General features: G+C 34.8%; 17 protein-coding genes and 1 pseudogene. 1 reads left to right on the top strand and 17 read right to left on the bottom strand.

All coding sequences use genetic code 11. The features are described from left to right. The 15 genes and pseudogenes from RMR19_RS19025 to RMR19_RS18955 all read right to left on the bottom strand — a co-directional run. Window positions 1–352, bottom strand: a pseudogene (locus RMR19_RS19025) (ABC transporter permease); the annotation flags it as partial. 130 nt (window positions 353–482) lie between these two features. Next, window positions 483–1,382: a sigma-70 family RNA polymerase sigma factor gene (locus RMR19_RS19020; RefSeq protein WP_310605083.1), complete on the bottom strand. Its 900-nt coding sequence runs from the start codon at window positions 1,380–1,382 to the stop codon at window positions 483–485. 119 nt (window positions 1,383–1,501) lie between these two features. Next, a complete protein-coding gene (locus tag RMR19_RS19015; RefSeq protein WP_310605082.1) occupies window positions 1,502–3,589 on the bottom strand; it encodes a hypothetical protein in 2,088 nt (695 codons plus the stop codon). Window positions 3,590–3,855: 266 nt separating this feature from the next. Then, window positions 3,856–4,260 carry a hypothetical protein gene (locus RMR19_RS19010; protein WP_310605081.1) on the bottom strand — a complete coding sequence of 135 codons (405 nt, stop codon included), beginning with the start codon at window positions 4,258–4,260 and terminating at the stop codon, window positions 3,856–3,858. Between the two features lie 70 nt (window positions 4,261–4,330). Further along, window positions 4,331–5,167, bottom strand: a complete 837-nt coding sequence (locus RMR19_RS19005) for a hypothetical protein (protein ID WP_310605080.1) — start codon at window positions 5,165–5,167, stop codon at window positions 4,331–4,333. 19 nt (window positions 5,168–5,186) lie between these two features. Further along, window positions 5,187–5,624, bottom strand: a complete 438-nt coding sequence (locus tag RMR19_RS19000; protein ID WP_310605079.1) for a capsid assembly scaffolding protein Gp46 family protein — start codon at window positions 5,622–5,624, stop codon at window positions 5,187–5,189. A gap of 212 nt (window positions 5,625–5,836) precedes the next feature. Further along, window positions 5,837–5,977, bottom strand: coding sequence for a hypothetical protein (locus RMR19_RS18995; RefSeq protein ID WP_310605078.1), 141 nt, complete (start codon window positions 5,975–5,977; stop codon window positions 5,837–5,839). Window positions 5,978–6,281: 304 nt separating this feature from the next. Further along, a complete protein-coding gene (locus RMR19_RS18990; protein ID WP_310605077.1) occupies window positions 6,282–6,467 on the bottom strand; it encodes a hypothetical protein in 186 nt (61 codons plus the stop codon). A gap of 162 nt (window positions 6,468–6,629) precedes the next feature. Beyond that, window positions 6,630–6,758 (bottom strand): hypothetical protein, encoded by a 129-nt coding sequence (locus tag RMR19_RS18985; protein WP_310605076.1) that lies wholly within the window; start codon window positions 6,756–6,758, stop codon window positions 6,630–6,632. Window positions 6,759–7,052: 294 nt separating this feature from the next. After that, on the bottom strand, window positions 7,053–8,063 hold the full coding sequence (locus tag RMR19_RS18980) for an ATP-binding protein (protein WP_310605075.1): 1,011 nt from the start codon (window positions 8,061–8,063) through the stop codon (window positions 7,053–7,055). A gap of 9 nt (window positions 8,064–8,072) precedes the next feature. Continuing rightward, window positions 8,073–8,900, bottom strand: coding sequence for a hypothetical protein (locus tag RMR19_RS18975; protein ID WP_310605074.1), 828 nt, complete (start codon window positions 8,898–8,900; stop codon window positions 8,073–8,075). Further along, entirely contained in the window at window positions 8,878–9,075 is a 198-nt protein-coding gene (locus tag RMR19_RS18970; RefSeq protein WP_310605073.1) for a hypothetical protein, read from the bottom strand. Before RMR19_RS18970 ends, RMR19_RS18975 begins: the two co-directional genes overlap by 23 nt. Window positions 9,076–9,078: 3 nt before the next feature. Next, window positions 9,079–9,300: a helix-turn-helix domain-containing protein gene (locus RMR19_RS18965; protein ID WP_310605072.1), complete on the bottom strand. Its 222-nt coding sequence runs from the start codon at window positions 9,298–9,300 to the stop codon at window positions 9,079–9,081. Continuing rightward, complete coding sequence (locus RMR19_RS18960) at window positions 9,297–9,440, bottom strand: hypothetical protein (protein WP_310605071.1); 144 nt, start codon at window positions 9,438–9,440, stop codon at window positions 9,297–9,299. The genes RMR19_RS18965 and RMR19_RS18960 overlap by 4 nt, the downstream gene beginning before the upstream one ends. Before the next feature lie 54 nt (window positions 9,441–9,494). Beyond that, complete coding sequence (locus RMR19_RS18955; protein ID WP_310605070.1) at window positions 9,495–9,704, bottom strand: helix-turn-helix transcriptional regulator; 210 nt, start codon at window positions 9,702–9,704, stop codon at window positions 9,495–9,497. A 152-nt stretch (window positions 9,705–9,856) separates the two neighbouring features. Here RMR19_RS18955 and RMR19_RS18950 point away from each other — a divergent pair, with 152 nt between their 5' ends. After that, window positions 9,857–10,414, top strand: coding sequence for a helix-turn-helix domain-containing protein (locus RMR19_RS18950; RefSeq protein ID WP_310605069.1), 558 nt, complete (start codon window positions 9,857–9,859; stop codon window positions 10,412–10,414). 397 nt (window positions 10,415–10,811) lie between these two features. Here RMR19_RS18950 and RMR19_RS18945 read toward each other — a convergent pair whose 3' ends face one another. Together RMR19_RS18945 and RMR19_RS18940 are read right to left on the bottom strand one after the other, a co-directional pair. Then, entirely contained in the window at window positions 10,812–11,318 is a 507-nt protein-coding gene (locus tag RMR19_RS18945) for a ribosomal maturation YjgA family protein (RefSeq protein ID WP_310605068.1), read from the bottom strand. An 18-nt stretch (window positions 11,319–11,336) separates the two neighbouring features. Continuing rightward, a partial coding sequence (locus RMR19_RS18940; RefSeq protein ID WP_310605067.1) for an HAD-IA family hydrolase occupies window positions 11,337–11,797 on the bottom strand: 461 nt, incomplete at its 5' end.

Here is an 11,797-nt window from a genome sequence, read left to right as displayed (position 1 = left end):
TTCCCTGCAACATAATACTATTGGAGGCATCATAATCCTCTCCTTTTTTACCATTAAACGCAATGATATTATTTCCCAATAGAAACGTTGCTTTATTAATGGAAAAACTTTTGACATGCTCATTTTGTTCCAGCCATTCCTCAATCTTCCTCTCATCTGGTTGCTGATAAGAGCAAATATAAATATCTGGAATCTTTCCTGTTTCCATACAATGTTGGGTTGCATTCATAACCACAAAAATATTATTTACACTGCTGGCCACAAACAGTGTTGCCATTGTCATAAATAGAAATACTATAAAATTAATTCCTTTTTTTCGTTTTAAATCTTTTTTCAATATTCTGAAAAACATAGTTCAGTCTCCTCTCTGATTGATGATAGGATTATAATAACGGATGAATTATTAAATAATCCTTAAATAAAGATATTGGTTAATTGGTTATATTATAGCAATTGGGGGATATTGTGTCACTAGCTTGTCACTAGTAGGGATTATTTGAACCGATATATTTCCCTTCCATTTCAATTAATTTCATAGCTGCATTTTCAGTTGAACTAGTCCATGTTCTGTTGAAATCACCGACACTGCCCCGATAAGCATATGTGCATATATAATCCATGATAAAAGGTTGAAGCAGTCTTTTTCTATGCGATTTTCTTAATTCATACATGGCTTTTTCTTCAATAACTCGTATTCGCTCTGGTGATTTCCGAGTATTTCCGAGCATTTCACCTGTTTCTTTTAATGTTTTTTTATCCTGATATCTTAATCGAATTACTCGGCTTTGTTCTTCTGACAAACTATCGACTAACGGCCAGATAACTGCCTTAAGTTCCTCTCTCTGTATCTGGTCAAGCACAGCAGATTCAATATCTGTATCTGCCGCTATGGTATCTACAATACTGCAATTGCCATCTTCTGTAATATCTATATCTAAGCTCTGTATATTCGCTTTATAGTCATTTTCAATAATCGTTCTTACCTGTTCCCGGCTCATTCCTAAATAATGGCAAGATTCGTTAATACTGGGGTTCTTGCCATACTTGTTGAAATATGTTGAAACAAACTTTCGATATTTTATAATTTTATTCTGCATTTGAACACCAAATATTGAATTATTTTCAATATACCGTTGCATGGCTTGTTTAATCCAGTATACCGCATATGTTATAAATGCTACATTCCTTGATGTTTCCCAATGCTCCACTGCTGAATCCAGTCCGAAATAACCTTCTTGCATAAGGTCTTCATATTCTGCATAACTGGAATATTTCTTTGCCAGTTTGCTTATCATCCCCTTATTTTGGTTGTATAATTCTGCCATATTATCTGCAATCTCAATTCCTGCTTGAATCCGGATTACCAATTGTTCATTTGTCATAAATATCCACTCTTTTCTAAAATGCCCCAAACAATCGGAGGTTTATTCTGTTTTTGTTTCATGTAATATATTGCCTTTGCCTTACTTTCCAAAACAAAGGCAATATATGAAATACAATCTTATTTGTGTACCCCTTCCGCTATAATGTCTACCGCTTCATTTACCGCATCTGTCAGACCAGAAACAACACCATCAATGTCCATATCGGAAGATATTTTATTCTGCATACCTGACATATCCACATGCACCTCTGCAGTTGTAAATCGGTTAATTGCTTCTTGTTCTGCCATATCCCGCATATATTTTAAGTTTTCTTCGGAAATAGTCAAAGAATCTGCAATATTATCTGTGGAATCTGCAATATCTTCAATTCCGTCTGGTATACCTTCTAGCATACTTTCAATGTCACTAATTCCGTTATCTTTGTCGCTATCTTTGAATACGCTTGAGACTTTGTCTGCAATACCATTTCCCCAGTCTGCACCTTCGGTAAATGCGTCTAACATCCAACCTTCTTGAAATGTTTCAAACGTTTCCATGCCTTTTTTAAACTCGTCTTTTATGTTTAAATAATCACTCACATTACCTGCTGCTTCTGCGGATTTTGCAGCGTAATCATCGGCTGCGTCAGATATTCCACTATAATCAATATCCACAAATGGTAATTTATTTAATTTCTTTGCAATTCCTTCGATAACCTCTAATGCGGTTGCAAGTAAATCCCAAAACCAAGATTGCACATGACAAATAGCATTGTGGAAAGCCGTTTCTAAATTTTGACCACAGGCATTTAAAGCCATTCCAATTCCTAATGCCACATTTGCCACAGTTAATGCAAGATTCTTGAAAAATTGAATTACAACCCAAACCCCACCGGTCATTATTCCAAATCCAGTAATTGCACCATCTGATGTTTTTGCAATCCAGTTACAAACTGCGAACAATGCCACAACTATAGCAAGTAACATGATGGCAAACCAAGTCACAGGTGAAGCTAATAATGTAGTATTGAAAGACGCTTGTGCAACTGTTGCTTCGGCGGTTTTAATCGTTGATTTGCTATATGCTGCCGAGTTCGCTAGAATTGCTTTTGCATGATTATATTCTTGTACTGTTGCAATCATTTTGGTAATGTTACTAATACCCTGAATGACATTATGAGCGATTAATGCAGCGGTATATAACCCCAAACCGATTGCAATACCGGCTACAATTGGTTCTATCATCGACCAATTATCAACGATACTTTGTCCAAAACTAAATGCTGCTTCCACTAACCATCCTAAAATATCCATAACTACCATTAAAATTTTTGTAAATCCACCGACAACCGTACTGATAGTTGGCCAGTTATTGGTTACCGCTTGAACAAACTTGAGAATTGCGGGGTATAATCTTTCTCCAATCATTTCTTGCATATCACCCCACGTATTCTTCATCTGGATAATCGCCCCTTGTGGGGTATTGCTCATGTTTTCATACATTCCAGACCAAGATTCGTCAATCACCTGTGAAATAGCGGCGGCCGCTTGCATGTCCGAAGACATATTTAAATATTCTTCGCCAAGAGTGGCTACAATCTGTTGTTCTTCTGCAGTACCTTCAATAATGGCTTTTTGTGCATCTGTAAAGGCAAAACCTTTTTTCGTCATGGCATCGTAAGAACCGGTCATAACCTTACCTAATCCAGTTGCATAATCAACCATCGCTTTATCATCTAATTCGACACCGCCAGACATACCGGCCGCATAATGAGAAAGTGTATCCATCATTTTTTCGACTGCTCCAGTATCAGTAAAATACGTGGAAAGCTCTGCGGCACCGGCAATCATAATTTCATCTCCGTAGATACCTTTAGATTGGATTTCGGACGCTTTTGCGGTAATTGCGTCAAATTCTGCAAGCAATGCTTCTTTCTTAACACTTGCTGGGATTTCCATATCTGCGGTATTTTCTATGGATGCAATAGAGTCTTCGGCTTGTGTAGCGTCTACATCGAGTGCAAACTTTGTTACATAATCTGCATCTAGTGTATTGGTAAGAACGGTCATCAACTGTCGTTCTGCTCTCTGCTGTGTGTCAAACGCTTCTGTACACTCGTTAATAAATCCAACCGTTTTTTTAATGGCTGCCATACCAAAGATGGCCGCTCCAACCTTTTTTAGCGAACCTTGTAACCCATTTGTATGTTGCGTTGCGTTCTGCATCTGTTGGTTAAATTCTTCCTGCGATTGGGTGTTTTGATTGATGATCTCCTCGGTGTTGTCTATGGTAGAATTCATAGCGTTGGCGGTGTTAGTGGTCTGGTTAATTTCACTTTCCAAATCCTCCCATGCGGAAGAATCCACACCGGAATCCATTACACTTTGTAAATTCTCCATTTGCGAACAGGCCGCCTGAACACTTTCCATAATTCCATATATTACACTTGTAAAATTGTCTTGCAGTTCAATTCCTGTTTGTATTCCTGCCACTAAGTCACCCACTTCCTTATACTTTTAATTATCCTCTTCTTAAATGTTAATTTAGAATGACTTTTCAAATATTCAGCCATAACACAACGTCTTTTTACTTCCCATTCCATTACATTCAAATATAACTTTTCATAATTATCTGATACATTGACCTTTACAGATTCCATGCAATGTAATAATACTTCATCTGTATATGCCATAATTTTAGGTATAAACAGCTTTAGTGTCGGATATAGTTCCGATTGTTTATTTAAAATCATAATCCCATCATCCGTAAGAGATGCATATTCATTTATACCATCACTTCCCATAATAGGTGTTAATTCCTTAATATATCCAGCTTTTACATATGCCCTATTGACCGCCCAAAGGTGTTCATTTATCACTTCAATATTTTTATTCATTTCTTGATTTCACCTTTCAAAAATGCCCCGGACAATCGGAAGAAGAAAGCCCGGGACACTCTTATCAAAATTATGTTGTTGATTGATAATATATTGCCTTTGCCTTGTTTTCCAAAACAAAGGAATCATATGCAATACGACCTTCCACCAATGAGCCGCTAATCCCCGGTGCATCTTCATGTACTTTATACTCACTTAACTTTGTAGGTGATACAGTCGCACAAGGATGCGCAATCATAAAACCGAAATTCTTCGGTAGTCGTTTTGCTGGTACCTTAATTACCATTGCACCGTCAATCATGGCAACAACACCTTTTAAACGTAATTCATTACCAATATCTGTTTCCATAATAATATCTTTACATTGCTTAATTAAAAGGTATGTGTCAGGTGTCACTACAATAACCCTTTCATTTTCGGGTACTTCCCCATTATCCAGTGCAGTATTACCCTTTAAAATTTCCATACAAATATTTTCATTTGTCAATTCAAGTGATGTAGGTTTTATACCTGCATTTAAACACATAACGGCATAAGTATGTGTATCAACTTCTGGAATAACTTTTTCCCTCAATTGTCTTGAAAGTGCACTGCTCGCTTCTAATGTGCCGCCTGTCTCATCTTCATCTAATTTATCAATCGCAAACGTAAAGGAACGGTCTTTACTAAGTGTAAATTCTTCTGTTGTTGCATCAAGCCCTTGAACAATACCATATCTTGATTGATTTCCTAAACTCCCATCTCTATCATAATCCGACATATCAGCGGTAGATACTTTATATACCTTTACGGTCTTTGCTCCATCAAAGTCAAAATTCTGATTTGTAAGTAATGAGATTTTGCTTTCCGTTGTAAATAATTCATCTACATACGGTAAAAATTTTGTTACTAAATTTATAGTTGCCATGTGTTATGCTTCCTTTCTGTTAAGTACGAAGCCCCATAGCCTTTCTAATTTCCAAATCTCCCGTTAATACCTCTGCTGTTGGCTTTGTTCCAGTACCAGCCGGCAGGAAACCTTTGAAAACTGTTTGCTTTGTGACATTCGCCTTATAATCATTAAATATAGTTTCTATAGTTGCAATGCTCTTTTCCATTGTTTTCTTGTCTGTGCAGTTTAGAGCATCTAATAACTGCACTGGTAATTCCTTTTCAATTAATACTTCTTTCGCAGTCAGGCGAAGTTCCCTTTGCTCTAACTCCTGCTCCCTTTTACTAATTTCAGTGTCATTATTGGTCTTGGCTTTTTCTTTTGCCAGTCGTTCCCCAACAATACGGTTCACATCTTCTTGTGTAAAAGTCTTATCCCCTGTTCCCTGTTCGGCTGCTGGGTCTGCGTTTTTGTTTGTACTTTCATCTGCCATTATAATTTCCCTTTCCGTTTTACGTTCGTCAACTATGATTTTTCAATAAAATAAAAAAGACGGAAACACCTGAGTTAATACTCCATCTGGAACATTAACCGGATATTTCCGTCATATCGTTAATACGATTTACACAGTCCTTTTATAGAACCATGCGACTTGATATATATAACATATATATTATACCATATTAGCACCTTTGATATCAAGTCCTATTTAAAAAATATAAACACACGTTTAAACTTTCCTTTGTTCTCTTTTGGTGCGTGCAACTTAATGATGTTCTTCCCTAACATACGTTTAAGTTTTTCCAGTTCTTCATCCTTTTCATAGGATACTCTCATTCTAAGCACTGTATCACTCCTTTCATGATTTCTGGTTTAATACTAAGTTTTACTAAGTTTTCATTATGTCAAATATATTCACACTGGTTCTTTTCAAGTGTTCGGCCATACATTCAGTAATAGCATTCTGGACTGTAGTTGCTGAATACTAACATTTCCTAACAACCTTATAGCCATCGTTTTACTGATCGCTTCTTATGTTGGGTTTTGTAAGGTTTTCGCACCCTATTTCAGCGGCAGAATTACCGAATATCCCGCTCTTATTGCTTCTTAAATGTTAAGTTTTGTTAAGTTCTCGCAACCTTGACATTTGTTAATAACCATAACAATTCATAACAGGATTCTGTACCCCTATGTTTGTTGAAAAACAATAGGGGCAGAATTGCACTGGTTTCACCTTGTTATATCTTAGCTCATAAGGTGTTATAACATGACCTGCATCTGGTCGTTTAGTTTCTGGAATATCGAATTTTTCATTACAATTCTTGCATATATTCATGTATATCATTACCTTTCTTATAATCCCAGAAGTGACTTAATAAATACATAGATGAAGTTTATTTTTTCATCTCCTGCTTTGTCCAACATTTCAATGATTTGCTCTTTCATCATTTATCACCTATTCCTTTCTTAAATCTTTGGATTTCTCATCAATATGTTTCTACTGCTCATAGTTGGTCATAAAATCGTTTACTTCGTCCGTATGACCTTCTGATATCTGAAATTTTCCAATACTCATCCCAGCTACCAAAAAAGAATATAAATAATTAACCTCTGGTTCAGATTTCATATCATTAATTAACTATATTAATTTCTGTTTTCTTGATAATTCACTCATAAAATCACCTTTTCCTTTCGTCCCTTATTCGTCTTACAATTTGATATACAAATAAAGTATAAAGCGATACACTCTTTTTAGTGATTCTGATTGCATAGTAGATAATATCCCTACTATGTTTTCTCTTAACAATTCTTCCTGATTTATCTTTTTAATGTCCTTATTATTTTTCATAAATAAATTACCTCTTTTCTTTCTGCCGGTAATTTGCTATAATTTAGGTGTTTATTTATCTTATAGCTTCGGCTATTGGTTGGCTCCTGTGATATTGGTAGTATCATGGGAGCTATTTTCTGTTTTCTTCATAAATTCATTCTTACGCTTATTGGCTTCCAAATTACGGATAGAGACATCAGGGACTTTCAATGTATATGTTTTACTTTTAATTCGGTCGGTAATCCTGCTGTCAATCCTTAATTCTTCTAATGGAATATTACTGGTATAAATCGTAACAAGCCTTTTAACGGTTCTTTTATCAATTAGGCTGAACAATACACTTTCAATCCATTCCTTAGCCATATGCGCCCCAAAATCATCTAAAACAAGCACTTGTGCATTATTGATAGCCTGTATATCTTCTGGCGAACCTTGATACCCTTTTTTAGTCATTTCCAGATAATCATAAATGGTTACAAACTTCGTATTAACTGCATACCGAGTACTAATTTCATTTAACAAGATACTTGCAAGAAATGTTTTTCCACTTCCTCTTTCTTTGGATTGTATGTATAAACCGTATCCTTCGTTTTTGAACTCATTAAAATCAAGAATAAATTTATTGATGATATTCTTTAATTCCGTAGTATCACAATTATAACAATCAAATCTGAAATCTTTTGCCATCTTGTCTTTATACTCAAACGGAACCATTGCACAGGCTTTACGAAATTCCCCAAAATCAAATTTGACACCGCTCAGTATGATTGTCTCATAACCTTCGGAACTCTCTACCATCAAACCATATCCGGGAACATCATATATTCGCACACTGTCAAGTTCTTCATTACTCTGATTATTAAATTGAGTTGTTCTTAGTATTCGGCGGATATATGCTCTACGTTCCAATATCTCCTCTTGTGACATTTGCATTGCATAATAGTTATTTGTTGCCTGCTGTCCCAATAATCGGTTATATTCTATCTGTTGAGTAATACTAAGCTGTTTAATTTTTACAAGTGATAATGGGGTTACAATGTCTGGCTGTTTCACCCTATGTCTGGCCAGTTCAATTAATTTATCAATCTCTATTGTTATCATCTCCTTTGCTTATTGGAATGGGTCATCTGGACGTGTAACAAAATTATATCCCGGTGGGAAATAATCGGCTTGTGTCTCATAATGGATTGGTTTTTCTTCCGGTTGCACCGGTGCAACTTGGCTTTGTCCTGCTGCCTTGTCCGCATAATTACCATCAAGTACCTTTGCCATATTGCTATCTTTTATCAACCAGTCAAAATTGGCTGACCAGTTTTTTTCATTACCACCCTTTAAAAATCGACTTGATTCTGCCATTTCAAATAATTTCTCAAAATCATTAATACTGTACTGGTTCATTCTTGCTTTTATAGCTTTTTTCATTGATTCTGATAAAGTTGTAACTTTGGGGAATGATACGCAAGTATCATTATACATATCAGCTATTTGCTGATAGTCTATATTATCTTTATCTAATCTTATCTTATCTAACCTTATCTTACCCTGTGTTTCTCGTGTAGTTCTCGCGTGATTCCCCTGTGTTTCTCGTGTGGTTCTCTTTTTAGATTCTAATAATGGAACATCACCCACAACCTCAATCAATAAATTTTGATACACACTATCAGTTTTATACCTAGCATCTACACTGTTATGTCTTAACCAATCGTCAATGTAGGAAACATAATCATCATTTAAGACATGCACATAATCATTATTAACTAATTCGTCTAAATTCTCGGTAGTTGACTTTGTTAATAACAATATCTGATATGCTTCTACTACTCCATCATCATCAGCATTCATACATAGATGAAAGTATAAGTTCTGTGAAGCTGCTGACATTTTCAAAAACCTTGTCGATTCAGTAATTACTTTACTAAACATTCTTTTTTCTGCCATTCTTTAGAGATTCCTTTCTCTGAATAATAAAAAGCATCTTTGTGAAGACTTCCAGATTTCCAAATATTTCATTATCTTTGATATCTACCTCAATAGACGGATTATTATAAATATCACATACACAATCAAACATAATTGCTTTTAATTCTGTTTGTGTTATTTTCCTTTTTCTCATTGATTAAACCTCACTTTCCACCACATCATTTACCTTGACATTTAGAACCCTGCAACAAGCCCCTAAATACTTTGGCTTGGTATATTTACCCCTACGCATGGAATAAACGAAATTTACGCTTATACCAGCTTTTGCTGCTAACTCTACTGGGCTTAGTTCTGCTTCTGCCATTGCGATTAAGAATTTTTGACTATCTGGCTTTAATAGTCCTATGTATTTACTCATTGATTCACTCCTTTCAGTTTATCCGGGTTCAACTTCCATTCTTTTATCATTTTTTTTCCCCAGTATCTCCAGTAATGGAATGATTTACTGGTGCATTTACGGAAGTATTCAAAACTTTCAACTGCCTTTATTACATTCATAGTATTTCCCCCTTCCTGTTGTACTGGTGCAACTAATCATTGCTCTGCTCATTTCTACTCTTCAATGATTACTACATCTTTAATATTAAGTTCTAATACTTTGCAAACATCTGGTAATAATTTCTGTTTACCAATTACTCGCCCACAGAGTAATGAACTTATTGCTTGTTGTGTTACTCCTGCTGCATTTGCTAAGTCTGTACCATTCATACCTTTTTCTAACATTGAAAGATATATGGCTTTCGTGTCTACTTTGATTTTCATATTTTTTTCATCTCCTTTAAAAATATTGACACATGCTTTTGCTTGTGTTACAATAATATTACAACATGCTTTTGCTTGTGTCAATAACAAAAACAAACTTTTGCTTTTATTTTTTTCATCTGCATGTTATTATTAGTATGAGGTGAAAAAATATGTCATTAGCTAATATAATAAAAGAACTACGGCAAAAAGAAGGAATTTCTCAAAGCGAATTAGGTAAAAGAATAAATATGTCACAACAACAAATTGCTCAATATGAAAACGGAAATAGATTGCCGAAGCTAGTTACAATGGCAAAACTATCGGGCGCATTAAATGTGGAACTTAGTTTATTAACAGCCGCATATCAAGAAGATTTTAAAGATCCTTGTAATATACTAAAAGCAGAGTTAGATATTGCAGAAACAAAATTACTCGACGATGAAATTTATTTACTAAATAAATATAATAAATTAAATTCATTAGGCAAGCATGAGGCAATTAAGAGAGTTAAAGAATTAACAGAAATTGAAAGATATATAGGTTATTTATTTAACACAGAAAATGGTCCAATATTAACAGATGTCGAATTACAAAACACAGACAGCAAACAAAAAGAGCAATTAAAAAGAATATCAGCATACAGCAATATACTTAACACTGCTCATGCTATTGAAAACACAAGCAAAGAAGAAAAGAAACCTAATAATGATATTACAAACGATAAGTAATTTTTGATGCGTTCAATTTTGGAATTTGAGAATATTTGAGAGTAGTGTAAACTCGTACATTGAATATATAATAGACTTACCCAGGGAGCCGATGGGGCGATTATGCCAGTTGCCGGATATTGATTGAAGGGAGCTGGTGCCAATGGTTACATACAGTGAATTATTTACTTTTGTAATTATGATTTGTGCAATTATAACTCTTGTTATTAGCATTTTACGCACAAAAAAATAGCGCCCTCGTCCTGGTAAGATAAGGCGCTATTTTTTGTAAATTACTTACCGGCAGCTAGGTGTACTCTAGCTATCGGCTCTCTTGCTAAGTCTATTATATGCTTTATTTTTTTTAATGTCAATTAAAATCTCTTGTTAAAATCAATGATTACATCTACAAAATCCCCTATCTATTCTTGTCAATTCTAACCCTTATCATCTCATAAATTATCAACAGAATACACCCCACCGCATAACATATGATATCCTTCGGATCTCCAACCGTTCCAATCAGCACTCTGAAAAATTTCACATCACCTAGTCCAATCTTATCCACTATATTAATATATTGAAGTGCCTCAACCAAACATGCAAAGAATAATATAATCATTGGCAATGCCACACACCTATGAGGTATGAAGATTCGAACAAATGTATAAATTGCAATTACAACCAATACATCCCCCACATACGGACGTATCCATTCATCATTCACAAACAAAGCTATCATAACTTCTGCAAAAACTAATACAAAAAAACAAATCCCATATATCAGTCTGGAATAATCTTTTTGTTCATTAATCTCCATCAGATATTTCTGATTCTCTGCAGAACGATACAAATTCGTTTCTAATGCTCTGCTTTTTTTTCGAATAACGCTATCTTTGATTTCGTATTTCTTCGTATCTTTCATATGAATAACCAAGCCTTTCTATTCTGTATTATGCTTGCGAACTGTATCTAATTCTGTATATAGTTTGTCATAATCACTCTTAAATATTCGTCCATTCATTCCTGCAGCAATTGCACCCTCTACATTGTCTGTTCTATCATCTATAAATAAGCATTCCTGCGGTTCCAATCCATATTTTTTTAAAAAAGTTTTGTATATTTGAATATCCGGTTTGACAAAATGTACATCTGCCGATATCATCACACCATCAAAATAATCCAACGGTAAAAAATCCGGAAAGTACTCATAAAATGTATCACTGGCATTGGATAATACATAAATCTTAAAACCTTCTTCTTTCATGGAACATACAAATTCTCTTGCTCCCTCCAGAGGTTTCATACATTTTTGACAATGAATGATACAGGTTTTTAAACTTTCATGTAATCGTTTTGGCACTCTCTTCTTTATCGATTCATATGTTTCTTCATTTGTCTTCC

This window comes from Anaerosporobacter sp., assembly GCF_031551385.1.
Classification (GTDB): Bacteria; Bacillota; Clostridia; order Lachnospirales; family Lachnospiraceae; genus Anaerosporobacter.
Note: the sequence above shows the minus strand (reverse complement) of the source record. Positions and strands in the feature narration are given on the sequence as shown.

What these genes read in the sequence shown, in the direction of transcription:
- RMR19_RS18950 (WP_310605069.1), top strand. Translation starts at nt 9,857, where the DNA reads ATGTCATTAGCTAATATAATAAAAGAACTACGGCAAAAAGAAGGAATT.
- RMR19_RS19000 (WP_310605079.1), bottom strand. Translation starts at nt 5,624, where the DNA reads ATGGCAGATGAAAGTACAAACAAAAACGCAGACCCAGCAGCCGAACAG.
- RMR19_RS18955 (WP_310605070.1), bottom strand. Translation starts at nt 9,704, where the DNA reads ATGAAAATCAAAGTAGACACGAAAGCCATATATCTTTCAATGTTAGAA.
- RMR19_RS18970 (WP_310605073.1), bottom strand. Translation starts at nt 9,075, where the DNA reads ATGAGAAAAAGGAAAATAACACAAACAGAATTAAAAGCAATTATGTTT.
- RMR19_RS19005 (WP_310605080.1), bottom strand. Translation starts at nt 5,167, where the DNA reads ATGGCAACTATAAATTTAGTAACAAAATTTTTACCGTATGTAGATGAA.
- RMR19_RS18980 (WP_310605075.1), bottom strand. Translation starts at nt 8,063, where the DNA reads ATGATAACAATAGAGATTGATAAATTAATTGAACTGGCCAGACATAGG.
- RMR19_RS19020 (WP_310605083.1), bottom strand. Translation starts at nt 1,382, where the DNA reads ATGACAAATGAACAATTGGTAATCCGGATTCAAGCAGGAATTGAGATT.
- RMR19_RS18990 (WP_310605077.1), bottom strand. Translation starts at nt 6,467, where the DNA reads ATGAATATATGCAAGAATTGTAATGAAAAATTCGATATTCCAGAAACT.
- RMR19_RS19015 (WP_310605082.1), bottom strand. Translation starts at nt 3,589, where the DNA reads ATGCAGAACGCAACGCAACATACAAATGGGTTACAAGGTTCGCTAAAA.
- RMR19_RS18960 (WP_310605071.1), bottom strand. Translation starts at nt 9,440, where the DNA reads ATGAATGTAATAAAGGCAGTTGAAAGTTTTGAATACTTCCGTAAATGC.
- RMR19_RS18975 (WP_310605074.1), bottom strand. Translation starts at nt 8,900, where the DNA reads ATGGCAGAAAAAAGAATGTTTAGTAAAGTAATTACTGAATCGACAAGG.
- RMR19_RS19010 (WP_310605081.1), bottom strand. Translation starts at nt 4,260, where the DNA reads ATGAATAAAAATATTGAAGTGATAAATGAACACCTTTGGGCGGTCAAT.
- RMR19_RS18945 (WP_310605068.1), bottom strand. Translation starts at nt 11,318, where the DNA reads ATGAAAGATACGAAGAAATACGAAATCAAAGATAGCGTTATTCGAAAA.
- RMR19_RS18985 (WP_310605076.1), bottom strand. Translation starts at nt 6,758, where the DNA reads ATGAAATCTGAACCAGAGGTTAATTATTTATATTCTTTTTTGGTAGCT.
- RMR19_RS18965 (WP_310605072.1), bottom strand. Translation starts at nt 9,300, where the DNA reads ATGAGTAAATACATAGGACTATTAAAGCCAGATAGTCAAAAATTCTTA.